Annotated in this window: 22 protein-coding genes; 12 read left to right on the plus strand and 10 right to left on the minus strand. The window is 67.4% G+C overall.

Annotated elements, in window-relative coordinates; all coding sequences use genetic code 11:
• The first annotated feature begins 18 nt into the window (after window positions 1–18).
• Window positions 19–939: a diacylglycerol kinase family protein gene (locus ABRP18_RS08080; protein WP_046749107.1), complete on the plus strand. Its 921-nt coding sequence runs from the start codon at window positions 19–21 to the stop codon at window positions 937–939.
• Between the two features lie 23 nt (window positions 940–962).
• Here the strand turns inward: ABRP18_RS08080 and ABRP18_RS08085 are convergent, their stop codons facing one another.
• Window positions 963–2,087 carry an AI-2E family transporter gene (locus tag ABRP18_RS08085; RefSeq protein ID WP_349884465.1) on the minus strand — a complete coding sequence of 375 codons (1,125 nt, stop codon included), beginning with the start codon at window positions 2,085–2,087 and terminating at the stop codon, window positions 963–965.
• Between the two features lie 129 nt (window positions 2,088–2,216).
• On the opposite strand from ABRP18_RS08085, the gene ABRP18_RS08090 reads away from it, so the two are divergent.
• On the plus strand, window positions 2,217–3,548 hold the full coding sequence (locus tag ABRP18_RS08090; protein ID WP_349884466.1) for a DUF1254 domain-containing protein: 1,332 nt from the start codon (window positions 2,217–2,219) through the stop codon (window positions 3,546–3,548).
• Window positions 3,549–3,621: 73 nt separating this feature from the next.
• On the opposite strand, the gene glnA is transcribed toward ABRP18_RS08090, so the two are convergent.
• Complete coding sequence (gene glnA / locus ABRP18_RS08095; RefSeq protein WP_046749104.1) at window positions 3,622–5,046, minus strand: type I glutamate--ammonia ligase; 1,425 nt, start codon at window positions 5,044–5,046, stop codon at window positions 3,622–3,624.
• 147 nt (window positions 5,047–5,193) lie between these two features.
• Here glnA and ABRP18_RS08100 point away from each other — a divergent pair, with 147 nt between their 5' ends.
• Window positions 5,194–5,622, plus strand: coding sequence for an RDD family protein (locus ABRP18_RS08100; protein ID WP_046749103.1), 429 nt, complete (start codon window positions 5,194–5,196; stop codon window positions 5,620–5,622).
• A 31-nt stretch (window positions 5,623–5,653) separates the two neighbouring features.
• Here ABRP18_RS08100 and ABRP18_RS08105 read toward each other — a convergent pair whose 3' ends face one another.
• Window positions 5,654–6,145 carry an ATP-dependent zinc protease gene (locus ABRP18_RS08105; RefSeq protein ID WP_171010949.1) on the minus strand — a complete coding sequence of 164 codons (492 nt, stop codon included), beginning with the start codon at window positions 6,143–6,145 and terminating at the stop codon, window positions 5,654–5,656.
• Between the two features lie 20 nt (window positions 6,146–6,165).
• Between ABRP18_RS08105 and ABRP18_RS08110 the strand changes: the two genes are divergently transcribed.
• On the plus strand, window positions 6,166–7,353 hold the full coding sequence (locus tag ABRP18_RS08110; RefSeq protein WP_045264814.1) for a RimK family alpha-L-glutamate ligase: 1,188 nt from the start codon (window positions 6,166–6,168) through the stop codon (window positions 7,351–7,353).
• A gap of 64 nt (window positions 7,354–7,417) precedes the next feature.
• Here ABRP18_RS08110 and ABRP18_RS08115 read toward each other — a convergent pair whose 3' ends face one another.
• Window positions 7,418–8,128, minus strand: coding sequence for a DUF4191 domain-containing protein (locus ABRP18_RS08115; protein ID WP_046749091.1), 711 nt, complete (start codon window positions 8,126–8,128; stop codon window positions 7,418–7,420).
• Between the two features lie 162 nt (window positions 8,129–8,290).
• Between ABRP18_RS08115 and ABRP18_RS08120 the strand changes: the two genes are divergently transcribed.
• The gene (locus ABRP18_RS08120) at window positions 8,291–9,751 is read left to right on the plus strand and encodes a hypothetical protein (RefSeq protein ID WP_349884467.1); all 1,461 of its coding nucleotides are present in this window, start codon (window positions 8,291–8,293) and stop codon (window positions 9,749–9,751) included.
• Window positions 9,752–9,761: 10 nt separating this feature from the next.
• Here ABRP18_RS08120 and sucB read toward each other — a convergent pair whose 3' ends face one another.
• The 3 genes from sucB to ABRP18_RS08135 form a co-directional block, all read right to left on the minus strand.
• On the minus strand, window positions 9,762–11,522 hold the full coding sequence (gene sucB / locus ABRP18_RS08125; protein ID WP_349884468.1) for a 2-oxoglutarate dehydrogenase, E2 component, dihydrolipoamide succinyltransferase: 1,761 nt from the start codon (window positions 11,520–11,522) through the stop codon (window positions 9,762–9,764).
• Between the two features lie 67 nt (window positions 11,523–11,589).
• The gene (gene lpdA, locus ABRP18_RS08130; protein WP_046747225.1) at window positions 11,590–12,963 is read right to left on the minus strand and encodes a dihydrolipoyl dehydrogenase; all 1,374 of its coding nucleotides are present in this window, start codon (window positions 12,961–12,963) and stop codon (window positions 11,590–11,592) included.
• Between the two features lie 3 nt (window positions 12,964–12,966).
• On the minus strand, window positions 12,967–14,439 hold the full coding sequence (locus ABRP18_RS08135; RefSeq protein ID WP_141369465.1) for a leucyl aminopeptidase: 1,473 nt from the start codon (window positions 14,437–14,439) through the stop codon (window positions 12,967–12,969).
• Window positions 14,440–14,552: 113 nt separating this feature from the next.
• Between ABRP18_RS08135 and ABRP18_RS08140 the strand changes: the two genes are divergently transcribed.
• The 3 genes from ABRP18_RS08140 to ABRP18_RS08150 all read left to right on the plus strand — a co-directional run bounded on the left by ABRP18_RS08140 (window position 14,553) and on the right by ABRP18_RS08150 (window position 17,604).
• Window positions 14,553–15,494: a proteasome assembly chaperone family protein gene (locus ABRP18_RS08140; RefSeq protein WP_046747223.1), complete on the plus strand. Its 942-nt coding sequence runs from the start codon at window positions 14,553–14,555 to the stop codon at window positions 15,492–15,494.
• 179 nt (window positions 15,495–15,673) lie between these two features.
• A complete protein-coding gene (locus ABRP18_RS08145; protein WP_046747222.1) occupies window positions 15,674–16,912 on the plus strand; it encodes an RNA polymerase sigma factor in 1,239 nt (412 codons plus the stop codon).
• Entirely contained in the window at window positions 16,909–17,604 is a 696-nt protein-coding gene (locus tag ABRP18_RS08150) for a coenzyme F420-0:L-glutamate ligase (protein ID WP_349884469.1), read from the plus strand. Before ABRP18_RS08145 ends, ABRP18_RS08150 begins: the two co-directional genes overlap by 4 nt.
• Before the next feature lie 57 nt (window positions 17,605–17,661).
• Here the strand turns inward: ABRP18_RS08150 and ABRP18_RS08155 are convergent, their stop codons facing one another.
• Complete coding sequence (locus ABRP18_RS08155) at window positions 17,662–18,678, minus strand: sugar-transfer associated ATP-grasp domain-containing protein (protein WP_058631767.1); 1,017 nt, start codon at window positions 18,676–18,678, stop codon at window positions 17,662–17,664.
• 80 nt (window positions 18,679–18,758) lie between these two features.
• Here ABRP18_RS08155 and ABRP18_RS08160 point away from each other — a divergent pair, with 80 nt between their 5' ends.
• Window positions 18,759–19,463 carry an alanine racemase gene (locus ABRP18_RS08160; RefSeq protein WP_231728735.1) on the plus strand — a complete coding sequence of 235 codons (705 nt, stop codon included), beginning with the start codon at window positions 18,759–18,761 and terminating at the stop codon, window positions 19,461–19,463.
• Entirely contained in the window at window positions 19,460–20,500 is a 1,041-nt protein-coding gene (locus ABRP18_RS08165; RefSeq protein WP_349884470.1) for an alanine racemase, read from the plus strand. The genes ABRP18_RS08160 and ABRP18_RS08165 overlap by 4 nt, the downstream gene beginning before the upstream one ends.
• A gap of 74 nt (window positions 20,501–20,574) precedes the next feature.
• Here the strand turns inward: ABRP18_RS08165 and ABRP18_RS08170 are convergent, their stop codons facing one another.
• Window positions 20,575–20,793: a hypothetical protein gene (locus ABRP18_RS08170; protein WP_045264803.1), complete on the minus strand. Its 219-nt coding sequence runs from the start codon at window positions 20,791–20,793 to the stop codon at window positions 20,575–20,577.
• Between the two features lie 181 nt (window positions 20,794–20,974).
• On the opposite strand from ABRP18_RS08170, the gene ABRP18_RS08175 reads away from it, so the two are divergent.
• Window positions 20,975–23,101, plus strand: coding sequence for a type IIA DNA topoisomerase subunit B (locus ABRP18_RS08175; RefSeq protein WP_082682603.1), 2,127 nt, complete (start codon window positions 20,975–20,977; stop codon window positions 23,099–23,101).
• 83 nt (window positions 23,102–23,184) lie between these two features.
• Here the strand turns inward: ABRP18_RS08175 and ABRP18_RS08180 are convergent, their stop codons facing one another.
• Window positions 23,185–25,626, minus strand: a complete 2,442-nt coding sequence (locus tag ABRP18_RS08180; RefSeq protein ID WP_349884471.1) for a DNA topoisomerase IV subunit A — start codon at window positions 25,624–25,626, stop codon at window positions 23,185–23,187.
• Window positions 25,627–25,670: 44 nt separating this feature from the next.
• On the opposite strand from ABRP18_RS08180, the gene ABRP18_RS08185 reads away from it, so the two are divergent.
• Window positions 25,671–26,792, plus strand: coding sequence for a nucleotide pyrophosphatase/phosphodiesterase family protein (locus ABRP18_RS08185; RefSeq protein ID WP_349884472.1), 1,122 nt, complete (start codon window positions 25,671–25,673; stop codon window positions 26,790–26,792).
• Window positions 26,793–26,816: the final 24 nt, after the last annotated feature.

The following is a 26,816-nucleotide window of genomic DNA, read 5'->3' on the forward strand; positions in this document are numbered from 1 at the left end:
GTGTCCCAAGCTGACGATATGACCAACGCGCGAATCGGCATCGTCTGGAACCCTTCGAAGGTCGAGCAGGAGGTCCTGCAAGCCGCGGTGAGCGAAGTGTTCGACGACGGGTACGACATCCGCTGGTGGGAGACGACCCCCGAGGACCCGGGTCGCGGCATGGCTCGCGAGGCGCGTGAAGACGGCCGCGACATCGTGGTCGCCGTCGGGGGAGACGGCACGGTACGCGCGGTCGCCGAGTCGTTGGCGGGTTCCGAGACGGCGCTCGGGATCGTCCCGCAGGGGACCGGCAACCTCCTCGCGCGGAACCTCGAGGTACCGCTGAACAACGTGAAGGCCGCACTGGAGCGGGTGCGCGACGCCGAGCCCCGTCGCATCGACCTCGGCTGGGTGTCGTACGACGGAACCGAGCACGCGTTCGCCGTGATGGTCGGATTCGGGGTCGACGCCCAGATGCTGGTGGAGACCGACGACGACCTCAAGTCCAAGGCGGGCTGGCTCGCCTATGTCGAGGCCATGGGACGCGCTCTCGCCGGTACCGAGATGACCGACATCACCCTCACGATCGACGGGGAGAAGGCCGTCGCGGTGCGGGGCCACACCATGTTGATCGGCAACTGCGGGATGGTGCAGGGCGGCATCAGACTGCTGCCGGACGCCGTGCTGGACGACGGCAAGCTCGACGTGCTGATGATCAGCGCCGACGGCGCGCTGCAGTGGCTCGATACGCTGCGATCATTCGTGTGGGACAACGGCATCCGTCGCCTGTTCGGCGCGACGGATGAGGCCGTCAGCACCGACTCGGCACGCCACCTCCCGGTGGAGACCATCTCCGTCGAGCTCAAGACACCTCTCGTGTTCGAGATCGACGGCGAGGAGATGGGCGAGGTCTCGGCATTCGACGTCCGCGTCGAGGCCGGCGCTCTCCTCGTCCGCTGAGGGCGCCCCGGCAGGAGCCGTGATCAGCGCGCCGATGCCGGCGGGACGATCTTCCTGTCCTGGGCCGGGAACGTCACCTTCTGCACGATGATGATGATGCTCGCGGCGACGGGGATCGCCACGAGGGCTCCCAGGATACCGCCGAGTGCACCGCCGGCGACGGCGGCGATGACGACGAGCGCTCCCGGCACCGCGACGGCCTTGCTCATGATCCGCGGTGAGAGGATGTAGGCCTCGATCTGCATGTAGATCAGGTAGTAGATGATCGCGATGAGCGCCGTCACGGGGGAGACGAAGAGGCAGATCAGAGAGTTGATGATCGACGCCGTCAGCGTTCCCACCAACGGGATCATCGACCCGATGAAGGCGATGAGTGCGAGCAGCGCCGGAACGGGCGCGCCGATGATGGTGAGGAAGATCAGGCTCAGGATGCCGTTGATCAGCGCAAGGCTGGCCTGGCCCATCACATAGCGGCCCACGGCCCCGGAGACGTCCTCGAGGAGGCCGCTGAAGGTGTCCCGCTGGTACGCCGGGACGAAGCGTGCCGCGAGGTGCTTCATGCTGTGCAGCGATGCCATGAAGTACAGCGTCAGGATCAGGACGATGGTGACACCGGTGAACCCGCCGGCGATACCGGCGCCGACCGCGAAGACGCCGCCGCCGATGTCGAAGAAGTTGTTGGGATCCTTGAAGAACCCGAGGACGCCCTGAACGGCGTCGTCGATGGTGCCGAACTGGCTGCTGACGTCCTTATACCAGGCGCTGGCCATGAAGTCCTCGACCATCTTCGGCCCGTCCTTGATCAGGTTGCCGACCTGTTCCACGAGGAGCGGGACGATGGCGAGGATGATGCCGGCGAACGCGAGGAGCACAGCAGCGACGACGATGGCTACGGCGGCGGCGCGCGGGAGCTTCTTCTCGATGAACGAGACGATCGGGTCGAGGCCGAGGGCCAGGAAGACCGCCACTCCGATGTAGACGAAGACGGTCGCGAGCTGGCCGATCACTCCGCCGATGGCCAGGGCGACCAGCACCCCGAGGGCGCCCAGCAGGCCGAACATGAACGGGTTGGTCCTCGCATATGCGACGACCGCGTTCGACGGCTGAGACGGTGCGGCGGCGACCGGCGTGTGTGCGTCGGTGTTCACGATGACTCTTCTGCGGCGCATGGTTCCCCCGGTCGATGCTCAGACTCACCAGTTGATCACTCGCGAGTCCACCGGGTCAAGCCGGGAACGGGCACTGGCGCGCCCCCTCGTTCGACGAGAAGATGAGCCATGACCGAACACGCTCCCCACCGCGACGCCCTCGCCGTCACCGCCTACCTGTATGCCTTCCCGCTGGTGTTCAATCTCGGACAGGTTCGACGTTCGGTGCAGAACGGCATCGGCACCATGGCGGCCACCCCTCTCAACGCCATCGCCCACGCCCGCACGCTCGCGAGCGCAGACGACGACTTCGTCTCGATCAACAACGACACGGTGTACTCCTTCGCGCAGATCGATCTGAGCGCTGGTCCCGTACGGCTGCATCTGCCGGACGCGGGGGACCGGTATCACGTGATGCAGTTCGTCGATGCGTGGACGAACAACTTCGCGTACGTGGGCACCCGTGCGACAGGCGGAGGGGCGAAGGACGTGGTCTTGCGGGGACCGTCGACTCGGTCCGAGACGCAGGCCGTCCCCGACGTCATCGAGATCGATGCGCCGACGGATGTCGTCTCGCTCGTCGGTCGCTGGGCCGTCGACGGCGATGCTGATCTTCCGGCCGTTCACGCGCTGCAGGACGCGATGTCGCTGACCGGAGTTGCCGGACAGGGGCTTCCCGACGCCGCGCCGCAGGGATCCGAGGCTCTGGACTTCTGGGAGCAGTTCCGCGTGTGGTCGCGGGCCTTCCCCGGCGCGGCGCGAGACCGTGCGCTCGAGGCCACGTTCGTCGAACTCGGGATCACCGGCGAGGCTCCGGTCGGCGGACTCGGCGAGACCGCCGTGGCCCGTCTCGAGGATGCGTTCGCGGAGGGAAGCGCTGCGCTCGATGCGATCCTTCAGTCCGGATCCGCTCCCGTGATCAACGGCTGGCAGATGACTCTGCATGTGTTCGACTACAACCTCGACTTCTTCCAGATCGGTGCACTGGATGACCCTCAGTGGAAAGCACCCGAGGGGCTTCAGCGCCTGGCTCTGCGAGCAGGATCGGCCAAGGCGGGGCTCTGGGGCAATCACGGCTACGAGGCGGCGTACATCATGACGTACGTCGACGATCGCGGGGAGCAGCTCACCGGGGAGAGGAACTACACCCTCCACCTCGCGCCGCCGCCCCCGGTCGGCGCGTTCTGGTCCGTGACGATGTACTCGTTGCCGGAGTTCTTCCTGGTGGACAACCCGATCGACCGATATTCCCTCGGGGACCGGACGCCGGGAATCGTCTATGGAGACGACGGCTCGCTGACCATCACCATGAGCCATTCCGCACCCGAGGACCCCCTGGCGCGGGCCAACTGGCTGCCGACGCCGTCCGGAGAGTTCCGGCCGATCATCCGCATGTACATCCCGGGGGAGGCGGTGCTGAACGGGACCTACGAGCCCCCGGCGATCGTCCGCACCGCGTGATGTCGTCCGGGATCACGACGAACGCCCGCCAGGAGGACCCTGGCGGGCGTTCGTCGTCGCTTCGAAAGGGCGATCAGACGCCGAAGTACAGCTCGTACTCGAACGGGTGCGGACGCTGCGCCATCGGCAGGATCTCGTTCTCGTACTTGTAGGAGATCCAGGTCTCGATGAGCTCCTTGGTGAACACGCCGCCCTCGAGGAGGAACTGGTGGTCGGCAGCCAGGGCGTCCAGCGAGTCGAGCAGCGAGTTCGGGACCTGCGGGATGTCCTTGGCCTCCTCGGGGGGAAGCTCGTAGAGGTCCTTGTCGACCGGCTCGTGCGGCTCGATGCGGTTCTTGATTCCGTCGAGGCCTGCCATGAGCTGCGCGGCGAAGGCGAGGTAGGGGTTGCCCGAAGCATCCGGTGCGCGGAACTCGATGCGCTTCGCCTTCGGGTTCGAGCCCGTGATCGGGATACGGATCGCGGCGGAGCGGTTGCCGGCCGAGTAGACCAGGTTGACGGGAGCCTCGAAGCCCTTGACCAGACGGTGGTAGCTGTTCAGCGTCGGGTTGGTGAAGGCGAGCAGGGCGGGCGCGTGCGCCAGGATGCCGCCGATGTACCAGCGCGCGATGTCGCTGAGCTGGCCGTAGCCGGCCTCGTCGTAGAACAGCGGCTTGCCGTCGTTCCACAGCGACTGGTGCGTGTGCATTCCCGAGCCGTTGTCACCGTAGAGGGGCTTGGGCATGAAGGTCGCGACCTTGCCCCACTCCTCGGCCGTGTTCTTGACGATGTACTTGAACTTCAGGATGTCGTCAGCCGCGTGCACCATGGTGTCGAAGCGGTAGTTGATCTCCTGCTGGCCGCCCGTGCCGACCTCGTGGTGCGAGCGCTCGAGGATGAAACCGGCGTCGATCAGCTTGAGGGTGATGTCGTCACGGAGGTCGGCCGTCTTGTCGACCGGGCTGACCGGGAAGTACCCGCCCTTGTAGGGGGTCTTGTTCCCGAGGTTGCCGCCCTCCTCCTCGCGACCGGTGTTCCAGGCGCCCTCTTCGGAGTCGACGCTGTAGAAGCTGGAGTTCGAGGTGACGTTGTAGCGGACGTCGTCGAAGATGTAGAACTCGGCCTCGGGGGCGAAGAACGCGGTGTCGGCGATGCCGGTCGAGGCCAGGTACTTCTCGGCCTTCTTGGCGACCTGACGCGGGTCCTTGGAGTAGATCTCGCCGGTGCGCGGGTTGTAGATGTCGAAGAGCATGACGAGCGTGCTCGCCTCGCGGAACGGGTCGACGTACGCCGTCGTGACGTCGGGGATGAGCTGCATGTCGGACTCATGGATGCTCGCGAAGCCGCGGATCGAGGAGCCGTCGAACAGCTGACCGTCGGTGAAGAAAGCCTCGTCGACCGTCGATGCAGGAATGTTGAAGTGCTGCTGTACACCCGGGAGGTCGGTGAAACGGATGTCAAGGAACTTGACGTCGTTCTCCTTGATGTAGGTCAGTACCTCGGACGAATCTTTGAACATGTACGACTCCTGTAATGCGGATCGATGGCTTCACGGCCACTCTGCAGAGTACGGACGGGGGATTTCTCTACGGTATCCGCTTTGTTTCGGGCGTGTTACGAGCGTGAGGGCGTCAGCACGTCATTTCACGCTCGGTAGGCTGGGGGAGTGACGGATGCAGTGAACGCGTACCCCGGTGAACGACTCGGACTCCCCGAATCCGGTTCGGGGAGCATCGCCCGTCCCGGCCGCCGGATCGGCGCCCTTCTGATCGATTACACGGCGGCGACGATCATCGCCACCGGATTCCTCGGGTTCAATCAGTTCGCCCTGCCGACGGAAGCGGGTCTGACCCAGTTCGCCCCGATGCTGGTGTTCGCCGTGCTGCAGATCGTCTTCATCCCGACCGCAGGCGGCAGCCCGGGGCACCGCATCCTCGGCATGCGTCTCGCCCGTCTCGACGGGAGCTGGGTCGGGCTGTGGCGCCCGATCGTCCGCACGCTCCTGCTCGTGGTCGTCGTACCCGCCGTGATCTGGGACGCCGACCAGCGCGGTCTGCACGACAAGGCGGTCGGCACGGTTCTCATCCGCACCTGACGGCTCCGCCCGACGGCTCCGCCCGACGGAGTCAGTCGCGGCCGCGGTTGCGCCGACGCGCCTCGCGCGGTGCTCGTCCGCCGAGGAAGGAACGGGCGGGGTCGACGATGTAGCCGCGGCGCAGGGCTTCACGCCCGATGAGCATGCGGAAGCCCATCTCGTCACGGTTGCTCAGCGTGACCTCCGCGAGCACTTCGCGATCCACGAGCCGGATCAGAAGCTCGACCACGAGCCGCTCCTGGGCATGCCCTGACGAACTCCGCACTGCACGACGGTCGTGGATCGGGCACTCGACCACGACCGCGTCCTCCTGGCTGTCCTGCCAGGGTTTGACCTTGAAACGGACCCAGGGCTCGTCGTCCTGCTCGAACTCCACGATGTCGAAAGCGTGCAGCGATGAGGTGCGCGCACCCGTGTCGATCTTGGCCTTCAGCCAATCCACCCCGAGATCGGGCAGGCTCACCCATTCTCGCCACCCCGTAAGGGTGTTTGAATGGGGGGTAGTCCTACTCACCTGATACATCCTGGCAGGAAAAACCCCCCGTGAAGATCGCAGTGCTCTCCCGCGCGCCGCAGGCGTACTCCACCCAGCGTCTGCGTGCAGCCGCGCTCCAGCGAGGGCACAACGTCAAGGTGCTCAACACGCTGCGCTTCGCCATCGACCTCACGGCCGATGAACCGGACCTGCATTACCGAGGACGACAGCTCAGCGACTACGACGCGATCCTCCCTCGCATCGGGAACTCGATCACCTACTTCGGCACGGCCGTCGTGCGTCAGTTCGAGCAGATGGACGTCTACACGCCGAACACCGCCAACGGCATCTCGAGCGCCCGTGACAAGCTCCGCGCGAATCAGATCCTCTCGCGCCACAACATCGCGATGCCGCCGACGGCCTTCGTGCGCAACCGTGCGGATGTGCGACCGGCGATCGAACGGGTCGGCGGAGCCCCGGTCGTCATCAAGCTGCTCGAGGGCACCCAGGGAATCGGGGTGATCCTCGCTCCGCAGGTGAAGGTCGCCGAGGCGATCATCGAGACCCTGCACTCGACCAAGCAGAACGTGCTGATCCAGAAGTTCATCGCGGAGAGCCGCGGACGCGACATCAGAGCGCTGGTCGTCGGCGACCGCGTCGTCGCCGCGATGCGACGTTCCGCTGCCGGTGACGAGTTCCGATCGAACGTGCACCGAGGAGGGTCCGTCGAGGCGGTCGAACTCGATCCCGTCTACGAGCGCGCGGCGGTGCGCTCGGCGCAGATCATGGGCCTGCGGGTCGCGGGTGTCGACATGCTCGAGGGCGAAGACGGTCCGCTGGTCATGGAGGTCAACTCCTCGCCGGGACTCCAGGGCATCGAGACCGCGACGAAGCTCGATGTCGCTGGTGCCATCATCGACTACATCGCGGGGCAGGTCGCTTTTCCGGAGATCGACGTGCGCCAGCGTCTCACGGTCTCGACGGGCTACGGTGTCGCCGAGCTCATGGTGCACGGTGCGGTCGACCTGGTCGGGAAGACGTTGGGCGAGGCGGGACTGTGGGAGCGGGACATCACGGTCCTCACGCTGCACCGCGGCGTCAGCGTGATCCCGAATCCCCGCAAGCACGTCGTGCTCGAAGCCGACGACCGGCTGTTCTGCTTCGGCAAGCTCGACGAGATGCGATCGATGGTCCCGGAACGTCGGCGTCGTCGGGCGAAAGTCCGTCGTCTGCCTCGGCAGCCGCTCTCCGAGTGAAGGAGAGAGCGCGGCCGTCCTCGAAGGAGGACGGCCGCGCTCTTGAGTCGTGCGGTGCGTGCGATCAGCGCGGACGCTGAGAGCGCACCTTCGTCGGGTCGATGCCCTTCGGGATCGGCAGCGAGGAAAGCGACTGCGACACCGAGTCGACGCGACGGATGACCGCGGCCATCGTCGCCTTGTCGATCGCCTTGGGGAGCTTCTTGATCGTCTTCGAGAGGTCGGCGATCGCGACTTCGTCGTCACCGTGTCCGACGTACAGAACGGTGACCGGGACGCCGTGCGCGACGCGCTGGGCCTTGCTGCGCTCCTCGTTCACGAGACGGGTCAGTCGTCCGCGTGCGCCTTCGCCGACGATGACGATGCCGCCGCGGCCGATGGTGCGGTAGACAGCTTCCTGCGTCTTCGGGTTGATGCCGACGGGAGTCTCCGAGGCCTGCCAACTGCGACCAAGGCTGGTGCTCAGCACGTGGCCGGTCGCACCGGGCATGCCGTCGATCTTGCTGTACATGGCAGAGGTCGAGAGCCGCGTCATCAGGAACAGGGCGCCGAGGATGCCGAGCATCAGACCCGTGATGCCCCACAGGACGAGCGTCCATACCTGGAAGGGAGGGATCAGATAACCCGCGACGAGCCCGAGCAGGACGCCGCCGATGAGGATCGCAGCCTGTGCCCACGGCAGCCAGGAGTAGGCCTCACGTGTGAACCGGAAGAGGGACTTGATCTGGGAGAAGAACCCAGGACGCTTTTCGGGTTCAGGAGCACGCTTTGCCATGAGCACCAGCCTACCGAGTCTGACGACCTCGTGATGTCGGCGTTCGCGTGGAGCGGAGCGGCCGGATTCCACTCCTCCTGCACTGCAGAGGCATCAGAGGGGATCCGTCCCGACGCTCCGCCCTGGCGGCTTCCGGGAGGATCTCCGCGGTGAGATGGAGGAATGGAAGACATCGCGATCGACGACGGTCGAGGAACGCCGCTCGTTCCGCGGGCGCACCGTGTGGTGCGCACGCTCGATCCCGCGGAGGGGCCCTTCTCGGGCACGCTCGTGACCCACGGCGATGAGGTGGTCGTCAGAGTGGATGTCGCGCGCCTCGTCGGATGGGCGGGATGGCGCTACTCGGGGACGGAACACATCGCCGCTCCCATCGACGTCAGCCGGCGCCGGGATGGTCACGACGCGTTGCTCCCGTGGTGCACGGATCGGGTGCGCGGATACCTGGGCCGTCGAGAGGCAGCGGGATCGGGCATCACTGCGGGGGAGATCAGCACTCTCGTCGTCAGCCTCCTTCGTGGACTCGACGAGTTGGGGGAAGGGATCGATGGGGTGCACACGGGCACGTGGTGGCTCACCGACGGTGGGCGGCCTGTCTTCGTCATCGGGGAGGGCGCCGATGTCAGGGCCGGTGTGGTGGAGCTCGTCGAGCTTCTCGGCGATCAGACCGCGGACAAGGTGGTCCGTCGCGCCCTGTCGGGCATCGGAGAGGGGCTGCACAAGACTCTCGCTCAGCCGCGTCTGCCTCGCAAGCTCACGGAGGCATGGGAGACCATGGTGCTCGACGTCGCTGCGCCGCAGCCTCTCCGGCGCGAGTTCCACACCCCGGAGCGGGCTCGGGATGTCGCTCGGGCGGTCGGTCCCCGCGTCGCCGTGGCTCGGGAGAGAGCGCCGCTCCTGCGCGCGGACCGGGTCCGCCATCGGGACGCGGGTCGCACCCGCGCCATCAGCGCGATCGTCGACGTGGTGCAGAAGGCGATCATCGAGCTGCGCGCGCGCTCGGAGAGAGGGGCGCAACATCCTCACCGACGATCCACACGGCCGAGGAGGGGACGCGAGCGATCGACGGCTCGTTCGAAGGTCCGTCTGCGTTCCCTTGCCATCGCGGGAGGCGCCGCAGCGGCTGTGCTGGTGGGAGGACTGCTCCTTCCCGGTGGTGAGTCGGAGACAAGCGCCCGTGGCGCGCCCGGCAACACGGACACACCGGCGCCGGCATCCTCCGGGGAGGCGTCCGACGTCCCGACGCCCCGTGCGACGGATGTTGCGGAGAGCGAGGCCACGCAGCCGAGGTCTGCTGCGGCCGACGATCCCGTCGCGGCGCTGTCAGCGCTCCTGCGGATCATCGCGCAGTGCAGCGCCGATGGAGACGGCGCGTGTCAGAGCGCCGTGGCCGGGAATGCGGAGGGGATCGTCGATGCGCTCAGCGCGAAGACCCGCGTTCCGACGGCACCCGAGCTGGTCGATGCGTACGGCGACGTGGCGGTCATGCGATTGCGTGCGATCCCCGAGAGCGATGCGGGGATGGCCGACGCCGCGTCCTCGGACGAGACCATCGTCGTCCTTTTCCGCACAGACGAGAAATGGCTGATCCGCGACGTCTATGACGTCGCGGATCAGCCAGGGTGACTCGTGTCGGTCAGGCTCCGAGCTGAGCGGCGAACTGCGCAGCCTCGAGGCGGGCCTTCACGGCGCCGAGGAAGCGTGCCGCGTCTGCGCCGTCGATGATCCGGTGGTCGTAGGACAGCGCGAGGTACACGTAGGACCGGACGGCGATCGCATCCGCGCCGCCCACCTTGACGAGTCCGGGGCGCTTGACGACGGTACCGGTGCCCAGGATCGCCGACTGCGGGAGGAAGACCACAGGCGTGTCGAACAGTGCGCCGCGGGAGCCCGTGTTGGTCAGCGTGAAAGTTCCGCCGGCCAGCTCGTCGGGCTTCAGCTTGTTGTCGCGGGTGCGAGCAGCCAGATCGGCGATCTCGTGCGCGATCTGCGCGATGTTCTTCGAGGCGGCGTCGCGCAGCACCGGCGTGAGCAGTCCACGCTCGGTGTCGACGGCGATCGAGACGTTCTCGCTGGCCGGGTAGACGATGTTCTCGCCGTCGACCGTCGCGTTCACGATCGGGAACGCCTGCAGCGCTTCTGCGGTTGCGAGCGCGAAGAACGGCAGGAAGGAGAGCTTGTCACCCGTCTTCTCGAGGAAAGAAGCCTTCACGCTGTCGCGGTAGTCGGCGAGTGCGGTGACATCGACCTCGACGACCGTGGTCAGCTGGGCCGTCTGCTGCATCGACTCGACGGCACGCTTCGCGAGGACCTTGCGAAGCCGCGACATCGGCTGTGTCGTGCCGCGCAACGGCGAGACCTCGAGCGGCGCGGGAGCAGCAGGAGCCGCGGCGGCGGGCGCTGCCGCCGCCGTCTCCGCAGCCTTCAGGACATCTTCCTTGCGGATGCGACCGCCGACACCGGTTCCGGTGACGGAAGCCAGGTCCACTCCCTGCTGGGAGGCCAGACGACGCACGAGCGGTGTGACGTAGAGGTTGTCGCTCTCGGTCGGGAGCGCGAGCTTCGCCTCGGCTGGCGTCGCAGCGGCGGGAGCCGGAGCAGCCGCAGCGGCGGCAGGAGCCGGAGCGGCGGCAGGAGCCGGAGCAGCGGGCGCTTCGGCTGCGGGGGCGGGCGCGGGAGCCGCAGGCGCAGCGGGTGCCTCGGCTGCGGGCGCGGGAGCCGGGGTCTCAGCGGCGGGGGCAGCGCCGGAGCCGACGCGTGCGAGCACGGCGCCGACTGCGACCGTCTCGTCCTCGCCGGCCACGATCTCCTGAACCACACCGGCAACCGGCGACGGGATCTCGGTGTCGACCTTGTCGGTGGAGATCTCCAGAAGAGCCTCGTCTACGGCGACGCTGTCGCCGACCTGCTTGAGCCACCGGGTGACGGTGCCCTCGGTGACGCTCTCGCCCAGCTCGGGGAGCACGATGTCGGTGGCGTCGCCCGCGGGTGCGGCAGGAGCGGCCTCTGCGGCGGGCGCCGGTGCTTCTGCCGACGGTGCGGGAGCAGCCGGAGCGGCGTTCTCCGCAGGTGCGGCCTGCGCGGGGGCAGCCTCGGCGGGTGCGGCCTCGGCTTCAGGTGCCGCGGCTGCGGGCGCGTCTGCGGCGGGAGCCGCTCCGCTGCCGTCGCCGATGCGCGCGAGGAGCGCGCCGACCTCGACGGTCTCGTCTTCGGCCACGAGGATCTCCTCGATCACGCCGCTGACGGGGGAGGGGATCTCGGTGTCGACCTTGTCGGTCGAGATCTCGAGCAGGCCCTCGTCCGCCTGCACGGTGTCTCCCACCTGCTTGAGCCAGCGGGTGACCGTACCCTCTGTGACGCTCTCGCCGAGAGCGGGGAGGACGACGGATGTGCTCATGACTGAGTCTCCTTCAAGAAGTTGTATGACGCTTGTCTAGCTTAGTGACTCGGGCACCGGTTGGTGCTCAGAGGGCGTGCAGGGGCTTGCCGGCCAGGGCGAGGAAGGCTTCCCCGAGGGCCTCGCTCTGGGTCGGGTGGGCGTGGATCAGGGGCGCGATGTCCTCCGGGTGCGCCTCCCAGGCGACGGCGAGCTGTCCTTCCGTGATGAGCTCGCCGACGCGGTCGCCGAGCAGGTGGACGCCGACGACGGGGCCGTCCTTGAGGCGGACTACTTTCACGAGCCCGCCCGTCCCGATGATCTCGCTCTTGCCGTTGCCGGCGAGGTTGTACTCGTAGGCGATGACCGCGTCGGCACCGTGTGCGGCGACCGCTGCCTCTTCGGTCACCCCGACCGAAGCGACCTCCGGGCTCGAGTACGTGACCTTGGGGATCTGCGAGTCGGGGATGTTCACGGGGGACAGCCCCGCGATGCGCTCGGCGACGGCGATGCCCTGTTGGAATCCGCGATGTGCGAGCTGCAGACCGGGCACGATGTCTCCGACCGCCCACACGCCAGGGACTCCGGTGCGCAGGTTGTCATCGACGGTCACGAAACCGCGGTCGAGCGTCACGCCAGCCTCCTCGAATCCGAGGTCGGAGGTGACCGGACCGCGCCCTACGGCCACGAGGAGGTAGTCGGCCGTGAACTCCTTGCCGTCTTCGAGGGTCACGGTGACGGATGTCTCATCCTGGACCGCACCCTGGAATCGGGTTCCGAGGGAGTACTGGATGCCGCGGCGCCGGAACGCACGCTCCAGACCCTTGCTGAGAGCGATGTCCTCGTTCGGGACGAGGTGCGGCAGAGCCTCGATGATCGTGACCTCGGAGCCGAACGACCGCCACACGCTCGCGAACTCGACCCCGATCACGCCGCCGCCGAGGATCAGTACGCGCTCGGGGATCACGTCGAGGGCGAGTGCCTGCTCGCTCGTGAGGATCCGCCCGCCGATCTCCAAGCCGGGAAGCGAGCGGCTGTACGAGCCGGTCGCGAGCACGACGTCCGTGCCCACGTACACGTCGTCTCCGACGCTGACGCTGTGGTCGGGGTTCAGGCGGCCGAGTCCGCTGACGGTGGTGATCCCACGCGCCTTGACCAGCCCCTCCAGTCCCTTGAACTTCTTGGCGACGATGCCTTCGCGGTACGTGCGCACCCCCGCCGGATCGATGCCCTCCAGGCTCGCGGTGACGCCGACGGACGCGGCGTCGCGCACGTGCTCGGCCACCTCTGCGGCATGCAGCAGCGCTTTGGTCGGTATGCATCCCCGGTGCAGGCAGGTTCCGCCGACCTTGTCCTTCTCGATCAGCGCGACGGACTTGCCGAGCTCACTCGCGCGCAACGCCGCGGCATAACCGCCGCTGCCGCCGCCCAGGACGACGATGTCGAAGGTGTGGGTTGTCATAGGTCATGCCTCCGTGTGGGATGCTGCGGCGAAGGCGACGATCGATCGGACCATCGCCCCCGTTGGGCCCTTCTCGGTGAAGCCGTACGGGGCGCCGGCGTGTTCGCCGGATCCCGCGATGTCGAGGTGCACCCACGGGATGCGCGGGGCGTCCTCGGCGTCAGAGGTGCGACCGACGAAGCGGCGCAGGAACAGGCCTGCGTAGGACGCACCGCCCATCCTGTCGCCCATGTTCGCGTTCTGCAGGTCGGCGATGGGGGACTCGAGCGACTCCTCCATGTAGTCCGGCAGCGGCATGTGCCACGCCGGCTCGTCGACCTGAGCGGTCGCCGACATGAACGAGGAAACAGTGTCGACGTCGCCGAAGACGCCGGTGTGCCGGTGGCCCAGCGCGGCGACGATGGCGCCGGTGAGAGTCGCCACATCGATGATGACGTCCGGGTTCTCACGGCTCGCGGCGACGAGACCGTCGGCGAGCACGAGTCGCCCCTCGGCGTCGGTGTTCTGGACCTCGACGGTGGTCCCGTCGAGGATGCGGATGACATCGCCAGGGCGCAGCGCGCGCCCCGACGGCATGTTGTCGGTGATGCACAGCCACGCGGTCACGCGGACCGGGAGGCCCAGTGTGGCGATGGCGCGGATCGCGGCGAGAGAGGTCGCCGCGCCGGCCATGTCGAACTTCATGCCGACCATCGAGGCAGCCGGCTTCAGGGAAAGGCCACCGGTGTCGAACGTGATGCCCTTACCGACCAGGGCGATGTGCCGTGAGGCGTCGGCGGGGGAGTAGTCGAGACGGACGAGACGCGGAGGGCGATCCGACCCCTGACCGACGCCGAGGATGCCGCCGAAGCCCTGCTCGGCAAGAGCCTTCTCGTCGAGGATCTCGACCGTGACGTCGAGGTCGGCCACGCTGTCGGCGGCGCTCTGCGCGAGCTGTGCCGGACTCTGCCACTCTGCGGGCACGTTCACGAGATCCTTGATGAGCGCTACCGCGTCTCCCAGGACCTGTGCGTATTCGACGTCATCGTCGTCGACCGCGGCATGGAGCGTGATCGACGTGGCGCGCCCCTTGCCCTTCTCCGTGCGGTAGCCGTCGAACTTGTGCCCGCCGAGCACCGCACCTTCGGCCGCCGCAGCGGCGAACGACTCGAGGCCGTCGGCGAGAGCCACGGCGACGTGCTCGAAGCCGGTGAGCGTGCGCAGCGCCGTACCTGCCGCGTTGCGCACGGCAGCAGCGTCCGGCGAGCTGCCGACGCCGACCACCGCGAACGGCGAAGACGTCACCTCGGGGACGAACACGCGGGTGAACGATCCGACCGAACCGGTGAATCCGACGCCGGCCAGCGCATCGGCGAGTCCGGGGTAGCCGGCCAGCGACTCCGCCGAATCGGGGAGAGCGGCGACGATGAGCACTGCGGCATCTGCAGCGCTTCCGGGGAACTGATCGGTGGTGTGCGAGAGCACGGGAAGCGTCATGCCTCCATCCTAGGATCTCCGCCACACCATGGTCGTCCGCCCACTCTGCGCGTGTTCGCTCTCAGCATGATGCGCCGCGCCCCGGGGTAGGCGGCTGCTCGTAGCATGGACACATGCCCTTCTCCGGTGAGATCCACGAACGCGTCGCGAATGCGCCGACAGTGCCGCACGGCCTGCCGTTGGTGCTGCTTCTGACCGGTTTCACGGACGCGGGAAGCGCCGTCTCCGGCTTGATCGATCACCTTCGGGAGACGGCATCCCCTGAGCCCGTCGTCGTGTTCGACAACGACGCACTGCTCGACTATCGGGCGCGCCGCCCTGTGATCTCCTTCGACCAGGACCACCTGACCGAGTTCAAGCCGCCGAGGCTCGAACTGTCGCTCGCGACGGACGCACTCGGTCGTCCGTTCCTGCTGCTCGCCGGATACGAGCCGGATTTCGCATGGAATCGTTTCGCGAGCACGGTGCTCGCCCTCGCGGCGGAGTTCGAGGTCTCGGGACTGCACTGGGTGCACTCGATCGCGATGCCCGTTCCGCACACGCGTCCGATCGGCACGACGGTCAGCGGGAATCGGCGTGACCTGACCGTGGCGCACTCCGTATGGCGTCCGCGCACGCAGGTGCCTGCGACTGCCGGTCACCTCCTCGAGTTCCGATTCGTCGAGCGTGGGGATGCCTCGGTGGGCTTCGTCCTGCTCGTGCCGCATTACCTCGCGGAGACGGAGAACCCCGATGCCGTCATCGCGGCAGCGGAGCGTCTGATGGCGTCGACGGGACTCGTCCTCATCCTGGATTCCGTCCTGGAGCGCCGCGAGGACTATCTGGCACGCGTCGATGAGCAGGTCTCCGGGAACGACGAGCTGCAGCAGATGGTCCACAACCTCGAGCGCCGGTACGACGCCTACATGGCGGGGCGCAACCCCGACGACGACTCCTACGACGAGGGAGGTTTCAGCGAAAGGGACCTCCCGAGCGCCGATGAGCTCGCGGCCGAGTTGGAGCGTTACCTGGCCTCTCGGCCGTCCGGCGACGAAGACAAGCCGGGCCGCGGCTGAGGTGGCGCGCAGCGGGATTCGCGCGAAGTTCGCCGGAATGCGTCCGCATCGCCACACGTGTGCGATACTAGGACTCTGACCCGTTGTCAATCAGTGTTTTCGAGCACTGGACTTGACAAGGGTCTTACTAGTGTCCGAAATGTCCCGGGGCTACACAGCAGCTCCGTGAAAGGCGAAACGTGACTCCTGCCACGACGAAGAACACCCGGACGAAGAAGGCTGCCGAAGAGACGACCGCCGACGCTCCGGTCGAGACCGATGCGCCCGAGAAGCCCGCGCCCCTGAGCGCGGCGAAGCGTGCTGCCGCGAAGCGCGCCCCCGTCAAGAAGAAGAAGTCCGAGGACGTCGTCGAAGAAGACGAGTCTCCCGCAGCTGCTGCTGTCGAGGAGGACGAAGACGAGGATGCGAAGCCGGCCTTCACCGAGCCGCTGCCGACCGGCGCGATCGTCATCTCGTCCAAGGACGACGAAGAGGTCCCGGTCTACTCGACGCAGATCACGGGAGCGACGGCCGACCCGGTCAAGGACTACCTGAAGCAGATCGGAAAGGTCGCACTGCTGAACGCGGCCGAAGAGGTCGAGCTCGCGATGCGCATCGAGGCAGGTCTCTTCGCCGAGGAGAAGCTGTCGGCGATGACCCCGGCCGAGAAGACGAGCCAGCTCGGTCTTGACCTGCAGTGGGTCGCCCGCGACGGCCAGCGCGCGAAGAGCCACCTGCTCGGCGCGAACCTCCGTCTCGTCGTCTCCCTCGCCAAGCGCTACACCGGTCGCGGTATGCAGTTCCTGGATCTGATCCAGGAGGGCAACCTCGGTCTCATCCGCGCCGTCGAGAAGTTCGACTACACCAAGGGCTTCAAGTTCTCGACCTACGCCACCTGGTGGATCCGTCAGGCGATCACCCGTGCCATGGCCGACCAGGCCCGCACGATCCGCATCCCGGTGCACATGGTCGAGGTCATCAACAAGCTCGCCCGCGTGCAGCGGCAGATGCTGCAGGATCTCGGTCGCGAGCCCACTCCGGAAGAGCTGAGCCGCGAGCTCGACATGACCCCGGAGAAGGTCGTGGAGGTGCAGAAGTACGGCCGGGAGCCGATCTCACTGCACACCCCGCTCGGCGAAGACGGCGACAGCGAGTTCGGTGACCTCATCGAGGACACCGAGGCCGTGGTCCCCGCCGACGCCGTGGGCTTCACGATGCTGCAGCGTCAGCTCGAGCAGCTCCTCGACTCGCTCTCCGAGCGCGAAGCCGGAGTGATCCGGATGCGCTTCGGACTGGGCGACGGTCAGCCGAAGACGCTCGACCAGATCGGTGACACGTTCGGCGTGACGCGTGAGCGCATCCGCCAGATCGAGTCGAAGACGATGGCCAAGCTGCGTCACCCGAGCCGCTCGCAGTCCCTGCGGGACTACCTCGAATGAGCCAGGCGAACGACGGCAAGGCCCTCGAGGCGAGTGTCGACGGCAAGAGCTATGCGCGCATCCCGCTGCGCACCCGCGTGGTCATGCCCCAGGATGACCTGGACGCGATCATCAGCGAGTACGCGAAGGATGCCGTCCAGCCGGGCGACCTCCTCTTCGTGACCGAGAAGATCGTGGCCATCACGCAGGGGCGGTCCTACCGCCTCGACGAGATCAAGCCCCGGAAGCTCGCGCTCTTCCTCTCGAAGTACGTCACTCGCACGCCCTACGGCATCGGTCTCGGCATGCCGGAGACGATGGAGATGGCCTTGCGGGAGTGCGGTACTCCGCGCATCCTGTTCGCCTCCGCGGTCGCAGCCGTGACCAAGGCTTTCGGCCGTCGCGGCGACTTCTACCGCATCGCCGGCGACAAGGCACGGGCGATCGACGGTCCGACCAAGCACACCATTCCTCCATACAACGAGGCCGTGGTGCTCGGCCCCAAGGATCCCGATGGCGTGGCGGCTCGTCTGAAGGCGCTCATCGGCGGTCAGACAGAGGTCGCCGTCGTGGACATCAACGACCTCGGCGGGAACATCCTCGGCTCGACTCTCGACAAGGCGGGCGAGCAGCGTCTCGTCAGGATCCTCGGCGACAACCCGCTCGGTCAGGGGCTGGAGTCGACGCCGCTCGGCATCGTCCGCGAAGTCTGAGCCCTCCACGAAGAATGCCCCCGGATCTCTCCGGGGGCATTCTCGTCTCTACGCGTCTCAGAAGCCGATGACCTCGCGGTAGCGGGGCTTGTGGCCGGTGCGGATGCCGGTCACGCTGGGCTTGTTCTCGTAGACTCCCGCGCCCCAGTTGCCCTCGACGAGGACCGGCCCGTCGGGGGAGACGACGATGTCCCAGCCGACGTACTGCACCTGAGGCACGACCCGGGCGACCTGGTCGATGAAGGCGCGTACCTCGTCCATGTAGGGCAGCTGGAAGTCGGCGATGCGGAAGCCCGAGTCTGGGTGCGTCTCATGGACGTGGCCGTGGGAGTCGTAACCGGCGCCGACCGCGTGGCCGTTCTCGTCGAGCATGGTGTAGAACCCGCCGAACGTCATCTGGTCGCTCACGGCGCCGCGGCCGAACTTCTGAGCCATGGCGAGGATGTGAGCCTTCTCGCCGTCGAAGAACGCGGTGATGCGGGTGGTGTTCACCGTGCCGGGGCAGACGGCCGCCAGTGCATCGTGCTGACGGATGACCTCCTCGATGAGGAGCTCGCCTCGAGCCAGCAACCCGCGGTGGAACTCGTCCCAGTCCTCGATCTCGGCGGCGTGATAGCGATGCACTCCGGTGCCGGCCTGTCCCACCGGCTCCTTCGTGACGATCGTGCCGAGACGCTGGGTGAGTTCGCGCACGGCCTCGGCGTTCCCCTCCTCGACCACCATCCACTCGCGCTTCAGGAACGGAGAGAACTGCTTGTCGAACTCGACCTTGTCCTGGAAGATCCAGCGGTAGTCGGGGTGATCGTAGCGCTGCGAGAGCTGGTTCGAGACCGGATGGGTCATGTACGTGTCGCGCTCGGCCTTCGTGAGCATGGCGAAGTCGTAGTCGATGTAGTCCTGGAAACCGACGTTGTGACGGGCAGCCGACCAGAGCATGTCGACGACGATCGCCGGCACGGCTCTGTGGTGCTGAGCGGAGGCCTCCTTGGCGCGTTCCACCACCGATCCGACGTCGATGCGGCGGGCACGTCCCATCAGATAGCGGATGCGGGGCGCGAGGGAAAGTCGAGACATGAGGCTCCAGGGTCGGGGTCCCCTCCAGTCTACGGGGGCAGGCGAGGTCGACCTGGGAGCCGGAAGCTAGGCTGGAGGGCGTGTGTGAGACGACTTCCAGCTCCCTGCCACGAGCCATGATCTCCCGCGCGGCACTGGCCGCGGGAGCCTCGGCAGCGGTGTCTGCCGGTGGAACGGTCGCCGACCTCAGGCGCGATGCCTGGGGACACGGCGTCCTCGCCGTCGCCCAGGTCGTGACCGCCGCCGGTGCGGAACGCGTCCTCGTCGACGCGCAGGGCGAGGTCGAGGCACTGCAGCTCGAGGGCATCCGTGGCGTCACCACCGGTGACCCCGACATCGACCCCAACCTCCTCTACGGTCTCCCCGATGAGAAGGGTCAGCTCGCGGCTCGGCCGGTGATGCGGCTGGCAGGGCGGGTGCTGTCCACCAAGCGGCTCCGGCCAGGGGATGCCGTCTCTTACGGCTACACGTATCGAGCGGAGAAGGAGACCACTGTCGCACTCGTGACGGGCGGCTACGCTCAGGGCATCGTGCGCGCACTCGGCAATCACGCGACCGTGGAGATCCGGGAGACGTCGATGCCCATCGTGGGGCGCGTCGCCATGGACGTGTGCGTCGTAGACCTCCAGGGCGCAGACATCGATGTCGACAGCGAGGTCACCTACTTCGGAGGCACCGGTCCGGCCGCATCCGGAGTCACACGTTGGGCGGACATCACCGGGATGACTGCAGCTGAGCTGGTCGCCGTCGCCGGCGCCCACGCCGTGAGGGGGTGGGAAGCGTGAGCCGCCCCGAGCTCCGCCTGAGCAGCAGTATCTTTCGCGCGAACATCGAGGCAGTGCGTGACCGTGTGGCCCCGTCCGCGCTGATGCTCGTGGTCAAGGACGACGCGTACGCGCACGGCCTCTCCTGGGCGGTGAGGGCTGCGGTGGATGCCGGGATCGACTGGTTCGGCAGCTATGACATCCGCACCGGACTCTCCGTCCGCAGACTCGCAGGCGGCGACGCCAGGATCTTCGCCTGGGCGACGTCGACGGACTCGGAGATAGACGATGCGCTGATGCAGCGCCTCGATCTCGGTGTCGGGACCACCGACTACCTCAGACGGATCATCGCGCGGGCCGAGGCGCTCGGAACGACGGCGCGCGTGCACCTGAAGATCGACACGGGTCTGCACCGCAACGGCATCCTGCCGGAGGACTGGGCATCGGCCGTCGACGAAGCGAGACGGGCCGAGCGGGCCGGTGCGCTCGAACTCGAAGGCGTGTGGAGCCACATCGCGGAAGCGAGCGACGAGGAAGATGACATCGCGCAAGCCGCTTTCCTCGATGCGGTGCGTATCGTGGGCGAGACCGGATCGGTCCCCGCGGCACTGCACTTGACCGCATCCGCGGCATCGTGGTGGCGTCCCGAACTGCGCGGAACGGTCTCGCGCATCGGCGCGTTCTGCTACGGCATCCGGTCGGCAGAGGGGCCGGAGCTCGAGGGAGTCCGCCCAGCGGCGAGCCTCGTCGCAAAGGTGTCCGCGGTCGACGGGGATCGTGTGACGATCAGCCTCGGCAGCTTCGACGGGCTTCCCTCCACGCTCTCGGGGAGCCTGGTCGGGACACCGGAAGGAGCCAGGACTCTCGTCTCCATCGGCGACACCTCATCGATAGTCGACGGATGGCGCGGCGCTGAGGTGGGTGCGGAGGTCGTCGTCTTCGGCGCAGGCGCGCAGGGAGAAGCGTCGGCGACGACCCTCGCCGAGCGGATAGACACCGTGGGAGAAGAGATCCTCACCCGGCTCACACCGCGTGTGCGAAGAGTCGTCGCCGACTGACCGTCATCGGCTGATCTCGTGCCCGCCGACCGGATCAGCGGACCGCGGTCAACAGACCGGGATCAGCGGAGCGCTCAGACCGTCTCGATGAGACGCGCGGTCTCGTCATGCCAGCTGGTGGCGATGCTGCGGAGCTTCTCTTCGTACTTGCGGCCGTGGTGGGCGCAGAACAGGAGCTCGGATCCGTTGACCTCAGCGGCGATGTACGCCTGAGCGCCGCACGAATCACAGCGATCCATGGCGGTCAGACGGAACTCGACAATGGAGGTGTCACGTTCGGTCGTTGCATTCATCTCGGTGCCTCCTCGGGTGTCGGCTTCGCTGAGCGATTTGGTCAATACAACCACGCGCCACCTGTACGCATGCCCGGTTTGCGGCGTGTTTCGCTCAGCGCGTACGCGTGGTTTCCCGACTGGCTTCGCGCGGGGAGTGTCTGCGGAGGAGAGGCAGCTCGCGAGATTAGACTCGGAGATTGTGAATGCCGAGTACTCCGCCCATCATCTCCAGGTGCTTGAAGGCCTCGAAGCCGTCCGCAAGCGGCCCGGGATGTACATCGGGTCGAACGGGTCGCCCGGCCTCATGCACTGCATGTGGGAGATCATCGACAACTCGGTCGACGAGGCGGTCGCGGGCAACGGGACCAAGATCGACATCATCCTGCACGCCGATGGCAGCGTCGAGGTCCACGACCGCGGACGTGGTATCCCGGTCGACGTGGAACCGCGCACCGGCCTGACCGGCGTCGAGGTCGTTTACACCAAGCTGCACGCAGGCGGGAAGTTCGGAGGTGGGTCGTACGCCGCCTCCGGCGGCCTGCACGGCGTCGGCGCCTCCGTGGTGAATGCTCTCTCCGAGCGCCTCGACGTCGAGGTCGACCGTGGCGGCAAGACTTATGCGATGTCCTTCCACCGCGGGGAGCCCGGCATCTTCGCCGATTCCGGTGAGAAGCGGCCGGATGCGCCGTTCACTCCTTTCCAGGAGAACAGCGAGTTGCGCGTGATCGGCAAAGCTCCCCGGGGCGTGACCGGTACCCGTGTCCGCTACTGGGCCGACCGTCAGATCTTCACCAAGGACGCGGCGTTCCAGCTCTCCGAGCTCGAGACCCGGGCCCGACAGACAGCCTTCCTGGTGCCTGGCCTGGAGATCCTCGTCAAGGACGAGCGTGCGGCGGGTCAGGTCGTCCCCGTGCCCGACTCCGATGGCGAGACGACCACTCTCGGACCCACCGAGACCTCCTACCTGTACGAGGGCGGAATCTCCGAATTCGTCGACTACCTCGCGATCGACCCGCCGATCACGGACAACTGGCGCATTCAGGGAGAGGGCACGTTCAAGGAGACCGTGCCCGTCCTGCAGCCGGACGGGCACATGGTCGCGACCGAGGTGGAGCGGGTGTGCGCCGTCGACATCGCGCTGCGGTGGGGGACCGGTTACGACACCAAGATCCGCTCGTTCGTCAACATCATCTCCACGCCGAAGGGCGGCACGCACCAGCAGGGCTTCGAGCAGGAGCTGCTCAAGGTGCTCCGCGCGCAGGTGGAGCAGAACGCCCGACGTCTGAAGGTCGGCAACGACAAGCTCGAGAAGGACGATGTGCTCGCCGGGCTGACGGCCGTCCTCACGGTGAACGTGCCCGAACCGCAGTTCGAGGGTCAGACGAAGGAGATCCTCGGAACCCCCGCCGTGCGGCAGATCGTGGCTCAGGTGCTCCGTAAGGACCTGGCTGAGCGCTTCGGCTCGACCAAGCGCGACGACAAGATCCAGGCGTCGCAGCTGCTCGACAAGGTCGTCTCGGAGATGAAGGCCCGCGTCTCGGCGCGCGCGCACAAGGAGACCCAGCGCCGTAAGAACGCGCTCGAGTCCTCGACTCTTCCGACGAAGCTCGTCGACTGCCGCACGAACGACGTCGAACGCAGCGAGCTCTTCATCGTGGAGGGCGACTCGGCCCTCGGCACCGCGAAGAACGCGCGCAACAGCGAGTTCCAGGCGCTGCTGCCCATCCGGGGCAAGATCCTCAACGTGCAGAAGGCATCCGTGGGCGACATGCTCTCGAACACCGAGTGCGCGTCGATCATCCAGGTGATCGGTGCAGGCTCCGGTCGGACGTTCGACATCGACGCAGCCCGCTACGGCAAGATCATCCTCATGAGCGACGCCGATGTCGACGGCGCGCACATCCGCACCCTGCTGCTGACCCTGTTCTTCCGCTACATGCGGCCGTTGATCGAGCATGGTCGCGTGTTCGCCGCCGTGCCGCCTCTGCACCGGATCATCGTGATCAATCCGGGGTCGAAACCAAACGAGACGATCTACACGTACAGCGAGCAGGAGATGCACGCGTTGTTGGCGAAGCTCCGCAAGGCGGGCAAGCGCTGGCACGAGCCGATCCAGCGCTACAAGGGCCTCGGAGAGATGGACGCCGAGCAGCTGGCGAACACCACCATGGACAGGTCGGGTCGTCTGCTGCGTCGCGTGCGGATGGAGGACGCGGAAGCCGCCGGGCGCGTGTTCGAGCTCCTCATGGGGAACGAGGTGGCTCCGCGCCGCGAGTTCATCATCGACTCCTCCGACCGATTGTCGCGCGAGTCGATCGACGCCTGAGACGTCAGACGAAAGAAAGCCGGCCCGGTGCAGACCGGGCCGGCTTCCTTTCGCTCTCACGCGGTCGGACCGCTCGCCTGTGCTCAGACCAGTGTGCGGCCGATACTGCCGATGACACCTTCGACGGGCTGGCCGGACGCGTCGCGGCGTGCTCCGTTCTCCGGAAGCTTGCGGACCGCGCCTGTCGGATCGACGGCGAGCGGCGGGTTGGGTCCGACCCATGCGACCGTCAGTCGGTCCTCACCCTTCAGGAACGCATGGGCGCGGACGCCTCCGGTGGCACGCCCCTTGGCTGGATACTCCGCGAAGGACGACACCTTGGCGCGCCCGGGCTCTGTGCCGGGAAGAGCGCTGTCGCCTCCGGATACCGTGGCGACGACGGATTCCGCGGCCGGATCGACGACGCCGAAGAAGAGCACTGATGCGCCGGAGCCGAGCTTGACCCCGGCCATTCCGCCCGCCGGGGCGCCTTGCGGGCGCACAGCGGAAGCCGGGAAGTGCAGCAGCTGCGCGTCGGTCGTGACGAACACCAGCTCCGCGTCCTCCAGCGCCTCTGCCGCCCCGACCACCGAATCGCCCGGTTTCAGGCCGATGACCTCGAGGTCAGGACGCACGGGGAGGCTGGAAGGGACGATGCGCTTGACCGTGCCCTGCGCGGTGCCGAGCGCGATCGGAGTCTCGCTGTCGAAACGCACGAAACCCAGAACGCGCTCGCCCTTGGTCGTGATGCCGAGGTAGTCGCGCAGGGGAGTACCGGCGGCGAGCTGCACCGACGTCGCCGGCACGGACGGGAGGTCGACGGGGGAGAAGCGGACGACGCGACCGAGGTTGGTCAGAGCCCCGATCTCGGCGCGGACGGTGGTCTCGACGGTGGTCAGGATCGCATCGTGCTTGCTGCGACGTGCAGGGACGGTGAGCTCCTGGCCCTCGCCGAGGTCGACGCGGACGGTACGTCCCGTGGTCGAGAGCACGAGCACGGTGGGCGCATCGGCGATCTGCAGATCGACCGCACCCTTGGTCGCTCGGGGCTTGGGCGGAGCCGCGTTCATCAGGAGTGTGCGCCGCGGTGTTCCGTAGGCATCGGCTGCGGCGTCGAGCTCCTTGGCGACCGCGGCGCGGAGCAGGCTCGGGCTGTCGAGCAGTTCCCGCAGTGCGGCGATCTCCGCCAGCAACGCATCGCGTTCGGACTCCAGCTCGATACGCGAGAACTTGGTCAGACGGCGCAGGCGCAACTCGAGGATGTACTCCGCCTGGAGCTCGCTCAGATCGAAGACGGAGCGCAGCCGCGTGCGGGCCTGCTCCGAGTCATCGGAGGAGCGGATGACCTGGATGACCTCGTCGATGTCGAGGATCGCGATGAGCAGACCCTCCACCAGGTGCAGACGCTCCTCGCGCCGCTTCAGACGGTATCGGCTGCGGCGGGTGATGACCTCGAGACGGTGACCGACGTAGACGCTCAGCATCTCCTTGAGGCCCAGCGTGCGCGGCTGGCCATCGACCAGGGCGACGTTGTTGATGCTGAACGAGTCCTCCAGCGGCGTCAACCGGTAGAGCTGCTCGAGCACGGCGTTCGGGTCGAAGCCGGTCTTGATGCCGATCGCGACGCGCAGTCCGTGGTTGCGGTCGGTGAGGTCGGTGACGTCGCTGATGCCCTGAAGCTTCTTCGACTGCACCGCATCCCGGATCTTCTCCAGCAGGCGCTCGGGTCCCACCATGTACGGCAGCTCGGACACGATGATGCCGGTACGCCGCGGGCCGAGCGGCTCGATGGAGGTCTTGCCTCGCACCTTGAGGGCGCCGCGTCCGTTCGTGTACGCGTCCTTGACACCGTCGAGTCCCATCAGGATCCCGCCGGAGGGGAAGTCAGGTCCGGGGACGAACTCCATCAGCTCCTCGGTGGTCGCATCCGGATTCTCGAGGAGGTGAGTGGCCGCCGCGACCACTTCGATGAGGTTGTGCGGCGCCATGTTGGTCGCCATGCCGACGGCGATCCCACTCGCGCCGTTGACCAGCAGGTTGGGGAAGGCGGCCGGCAGTACGGCAGGCTGCTGGAACTGACCGTCGTAGTTCGGGATGAAGTCGACGACGTCCTCGTCGAGGTTCTCGGTGAGGGCCAGCGCGGCGGCGGCGAGTCGTGCCTCGGTGTATCGGGCTGCAGCGGGCCCATCGTCGAGGGAGCCGAAGTTGCCGTGCCCGTCGACCAGGGGCACACGCAGCGCCCACTCCTGCGCGAGCCGCACGAGCGCGTCATAGATCGCCGAGTCGCCGTGGGGGTGCAGCTTTCCCATGACCTCGCCGACGACGCGCGCACTCTTGACGTGGCCGCGGTCCGGACGCAGGCCCATCTCGGCCATCTGGTACAGGATGCGGCGCTGCACGGGCTTCAGCCCGTCGCGCGCATCGGGCAGGGCACGCGAGTAGATCACCGAGTACGCGTATTCGAGGAACGAACCCTGCATCTCGCTGGAGAGGTCGATGTCCTGGATGCGCTCCTCGACGGGCTCGGGCGGCGGAGTTTTCGGCATGGACTTCCTGGGGGCATACGGGAGCCTGTGTCAGACTGGCTCGGATGTCCTTCATGCTACCGTCCGCGGCGCCCAGCGCCCGGAGTGTCGTCGGGGTGGCGGGCGACCTGTTCGCCGCCCTCCGAGGCGAATCCGAGGTTCTGCCGCGCGCGGACTCGGTCGTGCTCGTGGTGATCGATGGGCTCGGGGCGATCAGCCTGCGTGGCCATGCCGGACACGCGCGCTCCCTGACCGCGGGGATGGCGAAGAAGGACGTCGCCCACTCGTTGTTCCCCTCCACCACGGCGGCGGCGCTCACGAGCATCGTCACGGGTGTATGGCCGGGGGAGCACGGGCTCGTCGGTTACCGCGTGCTCGATCCCGACCGCGATGTGCTCGTCAACCAGCTCAGCGGCTGGGAGACCGACGGGATCGATCCGCTCACCTGGCAGTCGGCCCCGACGATCTTCGAGCGAGCGGCCCGCGACGGACACGAGAGTTTCGCCGTCGGGTTCGCCGGGTACGCGCACAGCGGCTTCACCAGAGCCACTCTGCGCGGTGCCGAGTTCGTTCCCGCGACGACCGCGGCCTCGCGGGTCGAAGCCGCATATGAGCTCGCTCGCGAGCACCCGGGGTCGCTCGTCTACTGTTACCTGCCGGAGGTGGACAAGGCAGGTCACAAGCACGGCATCGCCTCCCCGGAGTGGGTCGCCGCGCTGGAGGACGTCGACGCGGCGCTGTCTGCACGTGTCCCGGCGGGCGTGGGCGTCGTGGTCACCTCGGATCACGGGATGGTCGATGTGGCGCCGAACCGTCAGGTCGTCCTGGCCGAGGAGCACGTCGCGGGGATTCGCCACATCGGCGGCGAACCGCGCATGCTGCACGCGTACCTGGAGCCCGACGCGGACCGCGCGGCGGTGACGTCGAGATGGCGCGCCGACCTGGAGGGGGTGGCCGACGTGCTCACCCGCGAGGAGGCGATACGTCACGGCCTCTTCGGACCGAAGGTCACAGATGCCGCCGCATCGCGCGTCGGCGACCTGCTCGCGATCGCTCGCGGTGCCTGGGCTCTCTACGACGGTACGGCGGCCGACCAGCGCAGTCGCGGGATGGTGGGCCAGCACGGCGCGCTCACACCGGAGGAGAGACAGGTTCCGGTGATCCGGCTCGGCGCGTTCGAGCGCTGACGCAGCCTCTCATCCCCGCCGCGG

It is taken from the genome of Microbacterium sp. WHRI 7836, from assembly GCF_040223885.2.
Taxonomy (GTDB): Bacteria; Actinomycetota; Actinomycetes; order Actinomycetales; family Microbacteriaceae; genus Microbacterium; species Microbacterium oxydans.

Bases quoted from the DNA above. Each gene is read 5' to 3' on its own strand.
- glnA (WP_046749104.1), bottom strand. From the start codon at position 5,046: ATGTTCAAAGATTCGTCCGAGGTACTGACCTACATCAAGGAGAACGAC.
- ABRP18_RS08150 (WP_349884469.1), top strand. From the start codon at position 16,909: ATGAGCCAGGCGAACGACGGCAAGGCCCTCGAGGCGAGTGTCGACGGC.
- ABRP18_RS08185 (WP_349884472.1), top strand. From the start codon at position 25,671: ATGTCCTTCATGCTACCGTCCGCGGCGCCCAGCGCCCGGAGTGTCGTC.
- ABRP18_RS08180 (WP_349884471.1), bottom strand. From the start codon at position 25,626: ATGCCGAAAACTCCGCCGCCCGAGCCCGTCGAGGAGCGCATCCAGGAC.
- sucB (WP_349884468.1), bottom strand. From the start codon at position 11,522: ATGAGCACATCCGTCGTCCTCCCCGCTCTCGGCGAGAGCGTCACAGAG.
- ABRP18_RS08105 (WP_171010949.1), bottom strand. From the start codon at position 6,145: ATGTATCAGGTGAGTAGGACTACCCCCCATTCAAACACCCTTACGGGG.
- ABRP18_RS08080 (WP_046749107.1), top strand. From the start codon at position 19: ATGACCAACGCGCGAATCGGCATCGTCTGGAACCCTTCGAAGGTCGAG.
- ABRP18_RS08120 (WP_349884467.1), top strand. From the start codon at position 8,291: ATGGAAGACATCGCGATCGACGACGGTCGAGGAACGCCGCTCGTTCCG.
- ABRP18_RS08170 (WP_045264803.1), bottom strand. From the start codon at position 20,793: ATGAATGCAACGACCGAACGTGACACCTCCATTGTCGAGTTCCGTCTG.
- ABRP18_RS08135 (WP_141369465.1), bottom strand. From the start codon at position 14,439: ATGACGCTTCCCGTGCTCTCGCACACCACCGATCAGTTCCCCGGAAGC.
- ABRP18_RS08155 (WP_058631767.1), bottom strand. From the start codon at position 18,678: ATGTCTCGACTTTCCCTCGCGCCCCGCATCCGCTATCTGATGGGACGT.
- ABRP18_RS08115 (WP_046749091.1), bottom strand. From the start codon at position 8,128: ATGGCAAAGCGTGCTCCTGAACCCGAAAAGCGTCCTGGGTTCTTCTCC.
- ABRP18_RS08090 (WP_349884466.1), top strand. From the start codon at position 2,217: ATGACCGAACACGCTCCCCACCGCGACGCCCTCGCCGTCACCGCCTAC.
- lpdA (WP_046747225.1), bottom strand. From the start codon at position 12,963: ATGACAACCCACACCTTCGACATCGTCGTCCTGGGCGGCGGCAGCGGC.
- ABRP18_RS08140 (WP_046747223.1), top strand. From the start codon at position 14,553: ATGCCCTTCTCCGGTGAGATCCACGAACGCGTCGCGAATGCGCCGACA.